General features: G+C 71.3%; 12 protein-coding genes. 2 read left to right on the top strand and 10 right to left on the bottom strand.

Annotation, left to right across the window (positions count from 1 at the left end):
* Window positions 1–75: 75 nt before the first annotated feature.
* The 6 genes from serA to NOO62_RS28215 all read right to left on the bottom strand — a co-directional run bounded on the left by serA (window position 76) and on the right by NOO62_RS28215 (window position 10015).
* Entirely contained in the window at window positions 76–1680 is a 1605-nt protein-coding gene (gene serA / locus NOO62_RS28240) for a phosphoglycerate dehydrogenase (RefSeq protein ID WP_268773635.1), read from the bottom strand.
* 224 nt (window positions 1681–1904) lie between these two features.
* The gene (gene ilvC, locus NOO62_RS28235) at window positions 1905–2906 is read right to left on the bottom strand and encodes a ketol-acid reductoisomerase (protein WP_268773634.1); all 1002 of its coding nucleotides are present in this window, start codon (window positions 2904–2906) and stop codon (window positions 1905–1907) included.
* A 93-nt stretch (window positions 2907–2999) separates the two neighbouring features.
* On the bottom strand, window positions 3000–3527 hold the full coding sequence (ilvN, locus tag NOO62_RS28230; protein ID WP_268773633.1) for an acetolactate synthase small subunit: 528 nt from the start codon (window positions 3525–3527) through the stop codon (window positions 3000–3002).
* A 29-nt stretch (window positions 3528–3556) separates the two neighbouring features.
* The gene (locus tag NOO62_RS28225; protein ID WP_268773632.1) at window positions 3557–5404 is read right to left on the bottom strand and encodes an acetolactate synthase large subunit; all 1848 of its coding nucleotides are present in this window, start codon (window positions 5402–5404) and stop codon (window positions 3557–3559) included.
* A 234-nt stretch (window positions 5405–5638) separates the two neighbouring features.
* On the bottom strand, window positions 5639–8854 hold the full coding sequence (locus tag NOO62_RS28220; protein ID WP_414930898.1) for a putative bifunctional diguanylate cyclase/phosphodiesterase: 3216 nt from the start codon (window positions 8852–8854) through the stop codon (window positions 5639–5641).
* A gap of 207 nt (window positions 8855–9061) precedes the next feature.
* On the bottom strand, window positions 9062–10015 hold the full coding sequence (locus NOO62_RS28215; protein WP_268773631.1) for a 2-hydroxyacid dehydrogenase: 954 nt from the start codon (window positions 10013–10015) through the stop codon (window positions 9062–9064).
* Window positions 10016–10133: 118 nt separating this feature from the next.
* Between NOO62_RS28215 and NOO62_RS28210 the strand changes: the two genes are divergently transcribed.
* The gene (locus NOO62_RS28210; RefSeq protein ID WP_268775824.1) at window positions 10134–11168 is read left to right on the top strand and encodes an aldo/keto reductase; all 1035 of its coding nucleotides are present in this window, start codon (window positions 10134–10136) and stop codon (window positions 11166–11168) included.
* A gap of 134 nt (window positions 11169–11302) precedes the next feature.
* Window positions 11303–12469 (top strand): PQQ-dependent sugar dehydrogenase, encoded by a 1167-nt coding sequence (locus NOO62_RS28205; RefSeq protein WP_414931023.1) that lies wholly within the window; start codon window positions 11303–11305, stop codon window positions 12467–12469.
* A 1-nt stretch (window position 12470) separates the two neighbouring features.
* Here the strand turns inward: NOO62_RS28205 and NOO62_RS28200 are convergent, their stop codons facing one another.
* The 4 genes from NOO62_RS28200 to NOO62_RS28185 all read right to left on the bottom strand — a co-directional run bounded on the left by NOO62_RS28200 (window position 12471) and on the right by NOO62_RS28185 (window position 16964).
* Complete coding sequence (locus NOO62_RS28200) at window positions 12471–12701, bottom strand: DUF6191 domain-containing protein (protein WP_268773630.1); 231 nt, start codon at window positions 12699–12701, stop codon at window positions 12471–12473.
* Window positions 12702–12782: 81 nt separating this feature from the next.
* A complete protein-coding gene (locus NOO62_RS28195; RefSeq protein ID WP_268775822.1) occupies window positions 12783–15860 on the bottom strand; it encodes a helix-turn-helix transcriptional regulator in 3078 nt (1025 codons plus the stop codon).
* A 103-nt stretch (window positions 15861–15963) separates the two neighbouring features.
* Window positions 15964–16143 carry a hypothetical protein gene (locus tag NOO62_RS28190; protein ID WP_268773629.1) on the bottom strand — a complete coding sequence of 60 codons (180 nt, stop codon included), beginning with the start codon at window positions 16141–16143 and terminating at the stop codon, window positions 15964–15966.
* 197 nt (window positions 16144–16340) lie between these two features.
* Window positions 16341–16964 carry a hypothetical protein gene (locus NOO62_RS28185; protein ID WP_268773628.1) on the bottom strand — a complete coding sequence of 208 codons (624 nt, stop codon included), beginning with the start codon at window positions 16962–16964 and terminating at the stop codon, window positions 16341–16343.
* Between the last annotated feature and the right edge of the window lie 19 nt (window positions 16965–16983).

The raw sequence follows: 16983 nt of genomic DNA, 5'->3' as shown, positions 1-16983 counted from the left end.
AACTCGGCGAAGCCGGTGATGTACGGCAACCGGAGCCGCGGAGCACTCCTCCGTACTGGTCCGTACTGGTCCGTACTAGTCGGTCAGCTCGACCGCGCGAGCCGACTCCGCCCCGATCTCCTCCGCCAGCTCGTTCAGGACCGCCTGCGACACCGTGTCGTCCACGGTGAGGACGGCCAGCGCCTCCCCGCCCACGTCAGCGCGAGCGACCTGCATGCCCGCGATGTTGATGCCCGCCTCGCCGAGGACACGGCCGACCGTGCCGACGACGCCGGGGCGGTCGGCGTACCGGAGGACGACCATGTGGTCGGCGAGCGCCAGGTCCACGTCGTACTCACCGATGGAGACGATCTTCTGGAGGTGCTTCGGCCCGGCCAGCGTGCCGGAGACCGCGATCTCCTCGCCGCCCGAGAGCGTGCCGCGCACGGTGACCACGTTGCGGTGGTCGGGCGACTCGGAGCTCGTGGTCAGCCGGACCTCGACGCCACGCTCCTGGGCGAACAGCGGCGCGTTCACGTAACTCACCGTCTCGTCGACGACGTCCTCGAACACGCCCTTCAGCGCGGACAGTTCGAGCACCTTCACGTCGTGCTGGGTGATCTCGCCGTACACCTCGACGTCGAGGCGGGCCGCGACCTCACCCGCCAGCGCGGTGAAGATCCGGCCGAGCTTCTCGGCGAGCGGCAAACCGGGACGCACGTCCTCGGCGATGACGCCGCCCTGCACGTTCACCGCGTCCGGCACGAGCTCACCGGCGAGGGCGAGGCGCACCGACTTGGCGACGGCGATGCCCGCCTTCTCCTGCGCCTCGTCCGTGGAGGCGCCGAGGTGCGGGGTGCAGACGACCTGGTCGAACTGGAAGAGCGGGGAGTCCGTGCAGGGCTCCTTCGCGTACACATCCAGGCCGGCGCCTGCGACGCGGCCCTCCTTGAGGGCGGAGTGCAGCGCCTCCTCGTCGACGATCCCGCCGCGCGCGGCGTTGACGATGCGGACGGACGGCTTGACCTTGTGCAGCGCTTCGTCGCCGATGAGACCGAGGGTCTCGGGCGTCTTGGGGAGGTGCACGGTGATGAAGTCCGAGACCTCGAGGAGCTCGTCGAGGGAGAGGACCTTGACGCCCATCTGGGCGGCGCGCGCGGGCTGCACGTACGGGTCGTAGGCCACGACCTTCATGCCGAAGGCGCTCATGCGCTGGGCGACGAGGGCACCGATGCGGCCGAGGCCGACGACGCCGAGGGTCTTCTCGGCCAGCTCCACACCCGTGTACTTCGAGCGCTTCCACTCGGCGTTCTTCAGGGCGGTGTTGGCCTGGGGGATGTTGCGCGCGGTGGCGAGCAGCAGGCCGCAGGCGAGCTCGGCGGCGGTGACGATGTTCGAGGTCGGTGCGTTCACGACCATCACGCCGGCCTTGGTGGCGGCGGACACGTCGACGTTGTCCAGACCGACGCCCGCGCGGGCGACGACCTTCAGCTTCTTGGCGGCGGCGATGGCCTCCGCGTCGACCTTGGTCGCGGAGCGGACCAGGATCGCGTCGACCTCGGCGATGGCGGGCAGCAGCTCGGCGCGGTCCGCGCCGTTGCACTGCCGGATCTCGAAGTCCGGCCCCAGCGCGTCAACGGTGGCGGGCGACAGCTCTTCGGCGATGAGTACAACGGGTTTGCCGGTGGCAGCAGTGCTCACGTGAGTCCTCACAAGTCCCTTGCGGACGGCCGTCCCGACGGCCGCAGGCGGAGTCGCTTAGCCGCGTGGAAGACGCACGACGCTGTGGGCCCGACGCGAATGTTGAACAGAAGTGTAGTGGCGCCATGGACGCCGTCGTGCTCCTCGGTGGAAGGATCACTCGTCCGTGGCTGGACACGATGGACAAGGGCCGGGGCAACCGCCCCGGCCCTTGTCGTCACGACTTACGCGTCGTCGTCGTTGACCCAGCTCATGAGCTTGCGCAGCTCCTTGCCGGTGGTCTCCAGGAGGTGGTTCTCGTCCTGGGTCTTGTACTCGTTGTACTTCTTCAGACCGCCGTGGTACTCGTCCATCCACTGCTGGGCGAACGTGCCGTCCTGGATCTCGGCGAGGACCTTCTTCATCTCGGCCTTGGTGGCGTCCGTGATGATCCGCGGTCCGGTGATGTAGTCGCCCCACTCGGCGGTCTCGGAGACGGACCAGCGCATCTTCTCCAGGCCGCCCTCATACATGAGGTCCACGATCAGCTTCAGCTCGTGGAGGCACTCGAAGTACGCGATCTCCGGCTGGTAGCCCGCCTCGGTCAGGGTCTCGAAGCCCGCCTTGACCAGCGCGGCGGTGCCGCCGCAGAGCACGGCCTGCTCGCCGAACAGGTCGGTCTCGGTCTCCTCGGTGAAGGTCGTCTTGATGACGCCCGCACGCGTGCCGCCGATGCCCTTGGCGTACGACAGCGCCAGCTCGAAGCCCTTGCCGGTCGCGTCCTGCTCGACGGCCGCGATGCACGGAACGCCGCGGCCCTCCTCGTACTGACGGCGGACGAGGTGGCCCGGGCCCTTGGGGGCGACCATGCAGACGTCGACGCCCTCGGGGGCCTTGATGAAGCCGAAGCGGATGTTCAGGCCGTGGCCGAAGAACAGGGCGTCGCCGTCCTTGAGGTTGTCCTTGATGGACTCCTCGTAGACCTTGGCCTGGATCGGGTCCGGCACCAGGATCATGATGACGTCGGCCTCGGCCGCCGCCTCGGCGGGGGTGACGACCCGCAGGCCCTGCTCCTCGGCCTTCGACTTGGACTTGGAGCCCTCGTGCAGACCGACGCGGACGTCGACACCCGAGTCACGGAGCGACAGCGCGTGGGCGTGGCCCTGGCTGCCGTAACCGATGACCGCGACCTTGCGGCCCTGGATGATGGACAGGTCGGCGTCGGCGTCGTAGAACAGCTCGGCCACTGGGAATCTCCTATGTGTGCTGGTGTTGCGTCCCACCGTACGGCGGGCGGGGGAAGGGAAGTCTGCCGGTCTCGCCATGCGGGCCGGTTGTCGCTACGCGCTCCGGTCGAGCGCCCGCAGGCTGCGGTCGGTGATGGAGCGGGAGCCGCGGCCGATGGCGATCGTGCCGGACTGGACGAGCTCCTTGATGCCGAAGGGCTCCAGCATCTTGAGCATGGCCTCCAGCTTGTCGCTGCTGCCGGTCGCCTCGATGGTGACGGCCTCCGGGGAGACGTCCACGGTCTTGGCGCGGAACAGCTGGACGATCTCGACGATCTGGGAGCGCGTCTCGTTGTCGGCGCGGATCTTGGCGAGGACGAGTTCGCGGGCGACCGCGGCGCCCGGCTCCAGTTCGACGATCTTCAGGACGTTGACGAGCTTGTTGAGCTGCTTCGTGACCTGTTCGAGCGGCAGGTCCTCGACGTTCACGACGATGGTGATGCGCGAGATGTCGGGGTGCTCGGTGACGCCCACGGCGAGCGAGTCGATGTTGAAGCCGCGGCGGGAGAACAGGGCGGCGATCCGGGCGAGGATGCCGGGCGTGTTCTCGACCAGGACGGAGAGCGTGTGCTTGGTGGACATGACTCTTGGTCTCTCTTTCGCTCTCGGTCTCAGTCGTCTTCGTTGTCGCCGAAGTCGGGGCGGACGCCCCGGGCGGCCATGACCTCGTCGTTCGAGGTGCCGGCTGCGACCATCGGCCAGACCTGGGCGTCCTCGTGGACGATGAAGTCGACGACGACGGGCCGGTCGTTGATGGCGTTGGCCTCGGCGATGACCTTGTCGAGGTCCTCGGGGCGCTCGCAGCGCAGCGCCACGCAGCCCATGGCCTCCGACAGCTTCACGAAGTCCGGGACGCGGGTGCCCTTGTTGGGGCCGATGTCCTCGGGACCGCTGTGCAGCACCGTGTTGGAGTACCGCTGGTTGTAGAACAGCGTCTGCCACTGGCGGACCATGCCGAGGGCGCCGTTGTTGATGATGGCGACCTTGATCGGGATGTTGTTCAGGGCGCAGGTGGTGAGCTCCTGATTGGTCATCTGGAAGCAGCCGTCGCCGTCGATCGCCCAGACCGTGCGGTCCGGCCGGCCGGCCTTGGCGCCCATCGCGGCCGGGACCGCGTAGCCCATCGTCCCTGCGCCGCCGGAGTTGAGCCAGGTGGCGGGCTTCTCGTACTCGATGAAGTGCGCGGCCCACATCTGGTGCTGGCCGACGCCCGCCGCGAAGATCGTGCCCTCCGGGGCGAGCTGTCCGACGCGCTCGATGACGTGCTGCGGCGAGAGCGAGCCGTCCTCCGGCTGCGTGTAGCCGAGCGGGTAGGTGTCGCGCCAGCGGTTGAGGTCCTTCCACCAGGCGGTGTAGTCACCCGTGTGGCCCTCGGTGTGCTCGGCCTGGACGGCCTGGACGAGGTCGGCGATGACCTCGCGTGCGTCACCGACGATCGGCACGTCGGCTGCGCGGTTCTTGCCGATCTCGGCCGGGTCGATGTCGGCGTGGACGATCTTCGCGTACGGGGCGAAGCTGTCCAGCTTGCCGGTGACGCGGTCGTCGAAGCGGGCTCCGAGGGCGACGATCAGGTCGGCCTTCTGCAGCGCGGTGACGGCGGTGACCGCACCGTGCATGCCCGGCATTCCCACGTGCAGCGGGTGGCTGTCGGGGAATGCGCCGAGCGCCATCAGTGTGGTGGTGACGGGCGCTCCGGTGAGCTCTGCCAGGACCTTCAGTTCGGCGGTGGCCTGCGCCTTCAGGACACCTCCGCCGACGTACAGGACCGGGCGCTTGGCCGCCGTGATCAGCTTGGCGGCCTCGCGGATCTGCTTGGCGTGCGGCTTGGTCACCGGGCGGTAGCCCGGCAGGTCCTGCTGCGGCGGCCAGGAGAACGTCGTCTGCGCCTGGAGGGCGTCCTTGGCGATGTCCACGAGGACGGGTCCCGGGCGTCCCGTCGAGGCGATGTGGAAGGCCTCGGCGATGGTGCGCGGGATGTCCTCGGCCTTGGTGACCAGGAAGTTGTGCTTGGTGATCGGCATCGTGATGCCGACGATGTCCGCCTCCTGGAAGGCGTCCGTGCCGATGGCCTTGGAGGCCACCTGGCCGGTGATCGCCACCATCGGGACCGAGTCCATGTGGGCGTCGGCGATCGGGGTGACCAGGTTGGTGGCGCCGGGGCCGCTCGTCGCCATGCAGACGCCGACCTTGCCGGTGGCCTGCGCGTAGCCGGTCGCGGCGTGGCCCGCGCCCTGCTCGTGCCGGACCAGGACGTGCCGCACCCGGGTGGAGTCCATCATCGGGTCGTACGCGGGGAGGATGGCGCCGCCCGGAATGCCGAACACCGTGTCGGCCCCGACTTCCTCGAGAGAACGAATGAGGGACTGCGCACCCGTGACGTGCTCGACGGGGGCGGACTGCTGTCCTGAGGATCGGGGCCGCGGCTGCGGATGGTGGGCCCCGGTGGCCTGCTCGGTCATCGGCATTCTCTTCTCGAAGCTGAGGGTTTTTGCGGGGTGTTTGCAGGGGTTTGGCAGGTGCCAGTGCAACAAAAAACCCCTCGTGCCGTGAGGCAAGCGAGGGGAGCGCGCCGGGTGCGGTCGCTGGGGGTCCGGTGTTCGGACCGGTCCGTCCCAGCTTCAGCCGACGCGCTTTCCAAGTACGAGAATTCGGGTGCGCATGGCATTGACCCTCCCCCCGGCACGCAGTACCTGTCAAGTAGGTGGGATGGGGGTCTCATTATGTGAACGCGCATAGGTCGCGGGGCCCCCGGTGAGCGCCCCAGGAGGGCCGCCCGCGTAGACGCCCGGAGGCCCTACCGCGTAGGCCGACGCACCGCTCGCGAACGCACCTCCGGGGCCGCCGTACGCCGCGGACGAGCCGCCCGTGTACGTCGCGGGACGGCCGCCCGCGAGCACCGGTTCGGCCGGGCCGTGCGGCACCGGGTACTCGCCCATCGTGAGCGCCCGCCGCAGCCGGTACTCGTCGAGCGGTCCGGCGAACGCCATGCCCTGCCCGTGGGTGCAGCCCATCGCGCGCAGGGCCACCACCTGCTCGGGCAGGTCGACGCCGTCGGCCACGGAGTCGAGGCCCAGGTCGCCCGCGATGCGGAGCAGTCCGGAAGTGATCTTGTGCAGCCGCGCCGACTCGACTACGCCCTCGATGAGGCCGCGGTCCAGTTTCAGTACGTCGATGGGGAGCCGGCGCAGGGCCGTGATCGCCGCGTACCCACTGCCGAAGCCGTCGAGCGCGATGCGGACACCGAGCCTGCGCAGGGCGGCGAGCCGTCGCTCCAGGTCGTCGAGGGAGACCCGGGGGTCGGTCTCGGCGAGCTCGACGACGAGCGCGCCGGAGGGCAGTCCGTACCGGGTGAGGAGCGCCTCGATGGAGCCCAGGGGCATGGAGCGGTCCAGGAGGCGGCGTGCGCTCATCCGGACGGCGACGGGCACGGCGTGCCCGGCCCTGCCGCGCTCGGCGGCCTGCTCCACGGCCTTCTCGAACATCCAGCGGCCCAGCTCGGCCGCGCGCTTGTCCTGGCCCTCCTTGGAGTCGGCGACCCGCAGGAACTCGGCGGGCGTGAAGAGGACGCCCTGCGCCGAACGCCAGCGGGCCTGCGCGGCGACCGCCGTGATCCGGCCGTCGTCCAGGGAGACGACCGGCTGGTGGAGCAGCGCGAACTCGCCGTCGTGCAGCGCGGCGCGCAGCCGGGTGGCGAGCTCCGCCTTGCGGACGACGTCGGCCTGCATCTGGGGTGCGTACAGCTCGACGCGCCCCTTGCCCGCGGCCTTGGCGCGGTACATCGCGAGGTCGGCGTTGCGGAGCAACTCGCCCGCGCCGATGCCCGGTTCGGCGAAGGCCACGCCGATGGACGCCGCTACGCGCACGTCGTTGCCGTCGATGGCGTAGGGCTGGGACAGGGTGATTCTGAGTCGGTCGGCGAGTTCGTAGATGTGCTGCTCTCTGGCGGCCTGGTCCCGGGTCCCGTCGCCGACGATGAGGGCCGCGAACTCATCGCCGCCGAGCCGGGAGGCGGTGTCGCCCGAACGCACCGCCTCCTGGAGTCTGCGCGCGGCCTGGATGAGGAGCTCGTCCCCGGCCTGGTGTCCGATGGTGTCGTTGACGGCCTTGAAGCCGTCGAGGTCGATGAAGAGCACGGCCGTGCCGCGGTCGGTGACTCTGCGGCCGGTCAGTGCCTGGCTGACGCGCCGGGTGAACAGGGCGCGGTTGGGCAGGTCGGTGAGCGGGTCGTGCTCGGCGTTGTGCTGCAACTGCGCCTGGAGCCTGACCCGTTCGGTGACGTCCCTGCTGTTGAAGATGAGGCCGCCCTGGTGGCGGTTGACGGTGGACTCCACGTTGAGCCAGCCGCCGTCGCCCGACTTGAAGCGGCACTCGATGCGGGTGGTGGGTTCCTCGACCGGGTTGGCGGCGAGGAATCTGCGCACTTCGTGGACGACCCGGCCGAGGTCCTCGGGGTGCATGAGGGAGGCCAGTTCGGAGCCCACGAGCTCTTCGGCGTCCCGGCCGTAGACCCCGGAGGCGGCCGGGCTCACGTAGTGCAGGATGCCGTTCGGCGCGGCGATCATGATGACGTCGCTGGAGCCCTGGACCAGGGACCTGAAGTGGTTCTCCTTCTGGGCCAGTTCCTGGGTGAGCGTGATGTTGTCCAGGAGCATGATGCCCTGGCGCACCACGAGTGCGAGCACCACCGTGCCCGCGGTGAAGAGCACGACGCGGTCCACACTGCGGCCGTTCAGTACGTTGTAGAGGATCCCCAACGTGCAGACGGCGGCGGCGAGATACGGCGTGAGAGCGGCGAGCGATCCGGCGATCGGACGGGTCGCGGGGGTCGGGTCCTCGGGTCCGCTGTCGTACTGCACGCGGGCGGGGCCCGTGCCGTGCCCGTCGCGCGCGTGCCAGGGTGCGGCCCACGGTGCGTACGCGAGGAGGAGCGAGCCCGCGAACCATCCGGCGTCCAGCATCTGGCCGGAGCGGTAACTGGTGTGCAGCAGCGGTGAGGTGAACAGCGCGTCGCACATCACGGTCAGGGCGAGCGCGCCGATCGCGGTGTTCACCGCGGAGCGGTTGGCGGACGACCTCTTGAAGTGCAGCGCCAGGACCATGCTGACCAGCGCGATGTCGAGGAGGGGGTACGCGAGCGAGAGCGCCGCGTACGCCACGCTCTGGCCCTCGAACTGCGCGGTGTGCGCGAGCGCGAGGCTCCAGGAGAGCGTGAGGAGCGAGCCCCCGATCAGCCACGAGTCGAGGGCCAGGCACCCCCAGCCCGCCTTCGTCACCGGGCGCTTGGCGAGCACGAGGAGTCCGATGATGGCGGGCGGCGCGAAGCAGAGGAAGAACAGATCGGCGAAGCCCGGACTGGGAACGGGGCGATCGAGAACGACCTCGTACCAGCCCCACACTCCGTTACCGAAGGCCGCCATCGCGGAGGAGAGCGCGAACAGCAGCCATGCGGGTCGAAAGCGGCTTCGGCGGGTGCGCGAGTACCGGAAGCAGGAGACCGCGGCGGCGGCCGCGGCGACGCTCAGTCCGAAGTCGCCCATGATCAGGGCCAGTCGCTCGGAGCCCCACCCGAGGGCCGAGCCCATGGCGTACGCCCCGCAGACCAGCAGCAGCGCCAGCTGGGATACGAGGCCACGGCCTCCCGGAAGCGGGCGCCTGACCAGCGGAATCCTGGGCGGCAGCGCCGCCACTCCCCCGTCGAGGACGGGGGTGGAGGTCGCGCGGGCGTTCACCGGGCCGCCCCGGTCCGTGCCGCCCCCGTGTCCGTCCGGCTCGCGCGTCGGCCGGGCCGACAGGGGCGCTGTGGTGTGCGGCGGCGTCCGCTGGTGCGACCGCCGGTTCGCCTGCGTCTGCGGGTCGATGTGCGTCGGAGTCGTCGGCTGAGGTTCCGCCGCGTCGGATCGTCCACCCATAGGCCGTGCATCGCCCGTCGCCCCCCTCGCAGTCTGCTGTCTCGTTCCCCGCGCCGAAAGGTCCACGGCGCTTCCCCTGTCGGGACGATACACCAGACTCGTCACTCAGCGACATAGCTTCTCTACGCTCCGTGACTGCGGACGGGGTGGCGGGCACGGGGCGCACACGCCCGTACGCGGAGCGTGCGCGAACCGTTCCGAGGGCGGTCAACTGCCCGTTGTCAGCACCACGTTGTCCAAGGGCCGTCCGGCGACGTGCTTGGTCAGTTGCGCGGCCAGCAGGCGCTTGGCGCGGGGCAGGAACGCCGAGGACGAGCCGCCCACGTGCGGGCTGACAAATGCCCCTGGAGCGTGCCACAGCGGGTGACCTGCGGGCAGCGGTTCGGGGTCGGTCACGTCGAGGGCGGCGGTGATGCGGCCGGACTCCAGTTCGGCGAGGAGCGCCTTGGTGTCGACCACGGGGCCCCGGGCCACGTTCACGAGCAGCGCGCCGTCCTTCATGCGGGCCAGGAAGTCCGCCCCCACCAGCCCGCGCGTGACCTCGGTGAGCGGTGTCGAAAGGATGACGACGTCCGCCTGGGGCAGCAGGGACGGCAGCTCGGCGAGCGGGTGCACGGGGCCGCGCTCCGTGGCACGGGCAGAGCGCGCGACGCGCGCCACCCGCGCGCACTCGAAGGGGGTGAGCCGGTCCTCGATGGCGGAACCGATCGATCCGTATCCCACGATGAGCACGGATTTGTCGGCGAGCGCCGGGTAGAAACCGGACCGCCACTCCTCCTGCCGCTGCCCCTCCACGAAGCGCGGGATGCCGCGCAGCGAGGCGAGGACGAGGGTGAGCGCGAGTTCGGCGGTGCTCGCCTCGTGGACGCCGCGGGCGTTGCACAACTGCACGCCGGGCGCGAGGAAGTCGATCCCCGGCTCCACGTGGTCGATGCCCGCGGTCAGTGTCTGTACGACGCGCACGGACGTCATGGCGGACAGGGGACGTACCGCGATCTCCGTGCCCTTCATATAGGGCACCACATAGAAGGCGCAGTCGGCCGGGTCCGCGGGAAACTCCGGACCGCCGTCCCAGTAACGGTAGGTGAGCCCGGCCTCGACGGCCGCGGGCAGTCCCTCTATGTCGTGCGCCTCAAACGGAAGCCATACGTCTGTCGTCATGGTCTGGAGGCTAGTGCGCGCCGGAGTGCGCCGTCCCCGGGAGGGCAACGGTCGGGGCCACCGGGGCGAAAGGTTAGTTTGGATGATCTCCGAACGAGGGGCGGGAGGGCACGATCAGGTGGAGCGCAGGACGATCGGCGCGGGGGCGCTCGAAGTGGGCGCCGTCGGACTCGGCTGCATGCCGATGAGCTGGGCGTACACCGGCTCGCGGCAGCGGGGCGACGCGTCGATGCGCACCGTGCACGCGGCGTTGGACGCGGCGGGTGCCGCCGGCGGCGGTCGCGGCGGGGGAATGCTCCTGGACACGGCGGACATGTACGGGCCCTTCACCAACGAGCTGTTGATCGGCAGGGTCTTGAAGGAGCGGCGCGCGGAGGCGTTCGTCTCGACGAAGTGCGGGCTGCTGGTGGGCGAGCAGCACATCGTCGCCAACGGCCGCCCCGGCTATGTGAAGCGGGCCTGCGACGCGTCGCTGCGACGGCTCCAGACGGACACCATCGACCTCTACCAGCTGCACCGCACGGACCCCGAGGTCCCCATCGAGGAGACGTGGGGCGCGATGGCCGAACTCGTCGCCGCGGGGAAGGTGCGGGCCCTGGGGCTGTGCGCCGTGGGGGCGCGCGCTCAACGGCGTTCTGCGCCGGGGCGCCCGGGCCCGGCGCTGCACGATCTGACGATCCGGCAGCTGGAGCGGGTGCAGCAGGTCTTTCCGGTGAGCGCGGTGCAGGCGGAGCTGTCGGTGTGGTCGCCGGAGGCGCTGGACGCGCTGCTGCCGTGGTGTGTGGCGCGCGGGGTCGGGTTCCTCGCGGCGATGCCGTTGGGGAATGGTTTCCTCACGGGGACGCTGAAGCCCGGCATGGGCTTCGAACCCGACGATCTGCGGGCCAGGCACCCCCGCTTCACCGCCGAGATGATGGCGGCCAACCAGCCGCTGGTGGTGGGGTTGCGCAGGGTGGCGGAGCGGCACGGGGCGACGCCCGCGCAGGCCGCACTCGCCTGGGTCCTCGCGCAGGGTCGACACGTGGTGCCGATACCCGGGGCCAAGCGGGAGCGGTGGGCGGTGGAGAACGCCGGGGCCGCGGCACTCCGACTCACGGAGCGTGACCTGACGGAGATCGCGTCGCTGCCGCCGGCGCTGGGGTCGTGGGACTGAGTGCCGGAGTCGGTCGTGGGGCTGAGCCCCGCGAACGCAGGACCGCGTCATAGCGGGCGGTCTTGTGGGGGCGATCGGGGACCCGCGGGGCGTGGGCGGTGTATGAACAGGGGAAGCCCTGCGTCGAAGGGATCCTGATCGTGCATCGACCTGCTGTTACGGCCGTGATGGCCGCCGCCGCCCTCGTCCTCGCCGCCGGATGCTCGTCCGGCGGCGACGATGAACCGGACCCCGCCGGGAGCCCGCCGAAGCGGGACGGGACGAGCCAGTCCCCCACCGGCAAGGCGGGCGCCGACGCCCCGCCGGAGAAGGGCTCGGCGAAGGTGACCCGCACCCTCACCACGGGCCTCAAATCCCCCTGGGGCCTCGCCCCGCTCCCCGGGGGCGACCTCCTGGTGTCCTCGCGCGACGAGGGGACGATCACCCGGATCGACGGGAATACGGGCAAGAAGACGGAGCTCGGCTCGGTGCCGGGCGTCTCCCCCGGCGGCGAGGGCGGTCTGATGGGCCTCGCGCTCTCTCCGTCGTACGCCTCGGACCACTTCGTGTACGCGTACTTCACGACGGAGTCCGACAACCGCATCGCCCGGATGCTGTACGACGAGAAGAAGCCGGAGGGCGAGCAGCTCGGCGCACCCGACACGGTCTTCAAGGGCATCCCGAAGGGCATGATCCACAACGGCGGCCGGATCACGTTCGGCCCGGACAAGATGCTGTACGCGGGCGCGGGTGAAACGGGGGACACGGACCTCGCGCAGGACAAGGACTCCCTGGGCGGCAAGATCCTCCGCCTCACCCCGGACGGCGAGCCCGCCCCGGACAACCCCTTCGGCGACTCCCCCGTGTACTCGTTCGGGCACCGGAACGTGCAGGGCCTGGCCTGGGACGAGGAGAAGCGGCTGTGGGCGTCGGAGTTCGGCCAGGACACCTGGGACGAGCTGAACGAGATCAAGTCCGGCGGCAACTACGGCTGGCCGGAGGTCGAGGGCAAGGAGGGCGAGGAGGGTTTCCGCGATCCGGTCGCCCAGTGGAAGACCTCCGAGGCCTCACCGAGCGGGGTCGCCTACGCCGAGGGCTCGGTCTGGATGGCGGGGCTGCGCGGTGAGCGGTTGTGGCGCGTCCCGGTGCGCGGGGTGACGGGCGACCCGGAGCCGCAGGCGTTCCTGAAGGGCGAGTACGGCCGCCTGCGCACGGTGGTCGCGGCGGGCGGCGACAAGCTGTGGCTGGTCACGAATGAGACGGACTCGCGGGGCACGCCGGAGAAGGGGGACGACAAGATTCTGGAGGTGCGGGTGAAGTAGCTCAGCTGCCGGGCTCGTCGGGGTCCTGGGACGATGCGTCCGAGTCCGGAGTCGCGTCCGCGCGCGGCGACGGCACGGGTGGGCGTACGACCACCTTGCCCGAGGTCAGGTCTATCGGTCCGCGCCCCGGGTCGCCGTCGGCGAGGTCGACACGGGTGAGTTCCAGGCGCTTGCGCTCGTCGTCCGTGTGCTTACGGCCCGGCGCGAACAGGGCCTCGATCGCGTTGAACACTGCGCCTCCCAGGAGCCGAGATTCCGCAGTCCAGCGTAAGCGAGGCCGCCACAGTCCGGCTGGGGAGCGGCAACGTGCAGGTCAGCGCAGTGCCGACGGGAACAGTCGCAGGCGGTGGGCGAGCGCGGCGGCCTCGCCACGGCCGGTGACGGACAGCTTGGCGAGGATGTTGGAGACGTGGACGCTCGCCGTCTTCGGGGAGATGAAGAGCTCCTCGGCGATCTGCCGGTTGCTGCGGCCCACCGCGACGAGCCGCAGGACGTCCCGCTCCCGGCTGGTCAGCCCCAGCGCCTCGGCCGGGTCGGCCGGGACGTCGGGGGCACGGGTCGCCTCGGCGGGGTTCAGGGTGAGGCGGGCGCGCTGGGCGAGTCCGGTGATCGCGTCGGAGAGCGGCCGGGCGCCGAGCCGGTCCGCCACATCCGCCGCCTGGCGCAGCAGGCCGGCCGCGCGCTCGCGGTCGGTGGTGTCCGGGCCGAGGACGGACTCGGCCAGGCGCAGGCGGGCGCGGGCGAGGTCGTAGGGGCGGTCGAGGGGTTCGAGTGCGGTGACCACGGTGGACCAGTCGGCGGGGGTGTCGCGGCCCTCGGAGCGCAGGAGTTCGGCGCGGGTCCATTCGTCGTAGGCCCGCCAGAGCGGGATGGGGGTGGCGAGGGACTTGGTGGCGCCGCGGATCCGGGCGAGGGCGGCGGGGCGGCCGGGCTCGGCGGCGGGCAGGCCGCGGGCGTCGGCCTCCATCCGGGCGGCGGCGAGCAGGAGGGGCCAGCCGTACTTGTAGGTGCCGAAGGGGAGGCCGTTGACGAGGCCGCGTTCGAGCTCGGCGCGGCCGTCGAGGATGCGGCCCTCTCCGGCGGCGACGCCCAGGGCGATGCGCAGCAGGACGAGGAGGTACTGGGGCTGGGGGTCGTGGGTGCCGAGGTGGTGGTGGGCGGTCAGCATGTGCCGGGTGGCGGCGGCGTACTCACCGCGGTGGAGGGCCATGCGGGCCAGGCGTTCGGCGGCCGAGACGCGGGGTTTTGAACTCTGGACGCAGCGTTGGGTGTGGGCGACGGCGTCGGCCGCCTCGTCCCAGCGGCCGAGGGAGATGAGGGACTCGGCGACGTTGGCCCAGACCCAGCCCTCGGTGTCGACCAGGCCGTACTTGCGGCAGAACTCGATGCCCTCCATGCCGACGCGCACGGATTCGGCGGAGCGGCCGACGCCTTCGAGGGAGGAGGGCAGGTTGATGTGGACGCGGCTCAGGTTGGTGACCAGACCGTCGCGTACGACGCGGTCCCTGATCTCGTACATCTCGGCGAGGCCCGCCTCGGGGTCGCCGGCCTCGACGAGGAGGGCGCCGCGGGTGAGGCGGGCGTTGAGCTCGATGACGTCGGCCTTGACCATGCGGGCGTACTCGACGGCGCGTTCGGCGGCGGCCAGGGTCTCGGGCCCCGGGTCGTGGAGCATGCCCCAGGAGGCCCGGTGGACCAGGACTTCGGCGTGCACCTCGGAGGGCGGCAGGCCGCGCATCAGCTCCTCGGCCTTGGCGATCTCGTCCCAGCCGTCGCTGCGGCCCAGGGTGGAGACGAGGCGGGAGCGGGATATCCAGAACCAGGCGGCGCGGTGGGGGTCCTTGCCCTCGTCGAGGAGGCGCAGGGCGCGCTTGGTGATCTTCAGGGCGCGCTCGCGTTCGCCGCAGAGGCGGCCCGCGACCGTGGCCTCGGCCATCAGGTCCAGGTAGTCCAGGGGGGTGGTGGCGGGGTCGCAGCCGCAGGGGGGATAGCCCTCGACGTAGTCGGCGGGGCGGAGTTCGCCGCGGACGGCGTCCGGGGCGTCGTCCCACAGCTCCATCGCGCGTTCCAGGAGGCGGAGTTGCTCGCTGTAGGCGTGCCGGTGGCGGGCTTCGACGGAGGCGCCGAGGACGGCGGGCAGCGCCTTGGCCGCGTCGTGCGCGTGGTACCAGTAGGCGGCGAGGCGGGCGGCGCGCTGGTCGGCGGCGACGAGCGAGGGGTCGGCCTCAAGGGCTTCGGCGAAGCGGCGGTTGATGCGGGAGCGTTCGCCGGGCAGCAGGTCGTCGCTGACGGCCTCGCGGACCAGGGAGTGCCGGAAGCGGTAGCCGTCGCCGTCCGGCGAGGCGAGCAGGATGTTGGCGCCGACCGCGGCCCGCAGCGCCTCGATCAGGTCGTCCTCGCCGAGCCCGGCGACCTCGGCGAGCAGCTCGTACTCGACGGTGGAGCCGCCCTCGGCGACGATCCGCGCCACCCGCTGGGTGTCCTCGGGCAGCGCCTCCACGCGGACGAGGAGCAGATCGCGCAGGGAGTCCGTCAGGCCGGCGCAGCTGCCGCCGTGGGAGGCGACGGCGAGCTCCTCGACGAAGAACGCGTTGCCGTCGGAGCGGTCGAACACGTCGTCCACCAGGGACGGTTCGGGTTCGGCGGCGAGGATCCCGGCCATCTGACGGGCGACCTCGTCCTTGCTGAGGCGGCCCAGTTCGACGCGGCGCACGGTGCGCAGCCGGTCGAGTTCGGCGAGGAGGGGGCGCAGGGGGTGGCGGCGGTGGATGTCGTCGGCGCGGTAGGTGGCGAGGAGGACGAGGCGGCCGCCGCGCAGGGTGCGGAAGAGATAGGCGAGGAGGTGGCGGGTCGAGGCGTCGGCCCAGTGCAGGTCCTCCAGGGCGACGACGACGGTGCGGTCGCGGGAGAGGCGTTCCAGGAGGCGTGCGGTGAGTTCGAAGAGGCGGGCGGTGCCTTCGTCGGAGCGGCCGCCGTGGGCGTGCCCGTGCGGGGCGGGGGCCGCCAGTTCGGGCAGGAGTCCGGCGAGCTCCTCCTCCTGGCCCTCGGCCGCGGCGGCCAACTCGTCGGGGAGCAGGCGGCGCAGGGCGCGCAGGGCGGTGGAGAAGGGGGCGAACGGCAGTCCGTCGGCGCCGATCTCGACGCAGCCGCCGACCGCGACGACGGCGCCCCGTGCTTCGGCGGCCGCGGTGAACTCCTCGACGAGGCGGGTCTTGCCGACCCCCGCCTCGCCGCCGAGCAGCAACGCCTGGGGCTCGCCCGGGCCGGGGCCCCCGGCTCCTTCGAGCGGGGTTCCCGTGGCGCGGGCGAGCGCTTCTTTCAGTACGCCCAGTTCATCGGTGCGGCCGACGAACACCGGGCTGACGGACCTGGTCTCCACAGCCGCGAGCATCGCACAGTGCGAGGACACCGCGGCACCCGTTATCCGCGGAGCGGACAGCGGTGCGGAGTGCGGTGCGAAGTACGGTGCGGAGTGCGGTGCGGCGTGCGTCATGTCAGGCGGCCCGCATGAAGCGGATCTTCCGGAGGGGCGTGCTCACCGGCCCCTCGGCTTCGTCGCGGGCCGATCGGCGGGCGGCGGCGCGGCGCTTGCGGGCCTCGCCGACCAGGCGCTGGTGGTCGGCCCGGCGGACCAGCTCGGCGGCGCGCATCTCGTGCATCTCGTACTCGAACATCTCGTGCCCCTCGGGTTGTGGGTGGTATCGCCGGTGTCGTTCCCTGCGATGTCTCCACTTTCTTCTCCCAGGGGGGTCGCCCGCATCGGGCGGCTGCCGCATCTCCGGAGCGTGGGGGGCCTTAGACATGACGGAGGGCGGGGCAGGGGCCTTAGCCCCTGCCCCGCCCTTGCCTTAGGCGTCCCGCGACGGGCCGCTTACGAAGGTGCCGACGGCAGGCCGAGCAGCAGGTCGGAGTATTTGGCGATGGCGAGGACGAGCCCGATCACGCCGAGCACGAAGCCCGCCCACGCGACGGACTTGATCCACGGCGCCTGCTCCTTGCCGGGGACGCCGAACGCGGGCCGGACGAGGACCACGAAGCCGACGACGAGCGCGGAGAGCGCGAAGAGGCCCGCGACCAGCGCGGTGGCCTGCCAGGAGTCGCCGTACATCGCCTGGAGCTGGTCGGAGACGCTGGCGGACTGCTTGGTCTCCAGCTGTCCCATGATGTTCGAGCGTGCCCCGGCGATCGTGCCGAGCCAGCCGCCGGAGAGGCCGATCACGCCGAGCGCGGCGGAGACGACGGCCGCGGCGCCCTGGCCGACGCCGGTGGACTTGGCGGTCACCACGGGTTCGGCGTCGGCGTCGGCGTCGGAATCGGCGTCGGTGTCGGACGCGTCCAGCGCCTCGCCGTCCGACTTCGCGTCCGTGGCCGCGTCCGAGCCCGCGTCCGCATCCGTGGCCGCGTCCGTCTTCGTGTCGGCCGTGTCGGCCGTGTCGGACTTCGTGACGTCGACCGTCTCCGGCTCTCCGGCCGCGTCATCTGTCTTAGTACCCATGCTCCGCACCGTACGGACG

This window comes from Streptomyces sp. Je 1-369 (assembly GCF_026810505.1).
Taxonomy (GTDB): Bacteria; Actinomycetota; Actinomycetes; order Streptomycetales; family Streptomycetaceae; genus Streptomyces.
The sequence above is the reverse complement of the archived record's forward strand: the minus strand, read 5'-3'. Positions and strand labels throughout refer to the sequence as shown.

Excerpts from the sequence above, each read along its gene's own strand:
- ilvN (WP_268773633.1), bottom strand. The coding sequence starts at position 3,527 with ATGTCCACCAAGCACACGCTCTCCGTCCTGGTCGAGAACACGCCCGGC.
- NOO62_RS28220 (WP_414930898.1), bottom strand. The coding sequence starts at position 8,854 with ATGGGTGGACGATCCGACGCGGCGGAACCTCAGCCGACGACTCCGACG.
- NOO62_RS28225 (WP_268773632.1), bottom strand. The coding sequence starts at position 5,404 with ATGACCGAGCAGGCCACCGGGGCCCACCATCCGCAGCCGCGGCCCCGA.
- NOO62_RS28190 (WP_268773629.1), bottom strand. The coding sequence starts at position 16,143 with ATGTTCGAGTACGAGATGCACGAGATGCGCGCCGCCGAGCTGGTCCGC.
- NOO62_RS28195 (WP_268775822.1), bottom strand. The coding sequence starts at position 15,860 with ATGCTCGCGGCTGTGGAGACCAGGTCCGTCAGCCCGGTGTTCGTCGGC.
- NOO62_RS28215 (WP_268773631.1), bottom strand. The coding sequence starts at position 10,015 with ATGACGACAGACGTATGGCTTCCGTTTGAGGCGCACGACATAGAGGGA.
- NOO62_RS28185 (WP_268773628.1), bottom strand. The coding sequence starts at position 16,964 with ATGGGTACTAAGACAGATGACGCGGCCGGAGAGCCGGAGACGGTCGAC.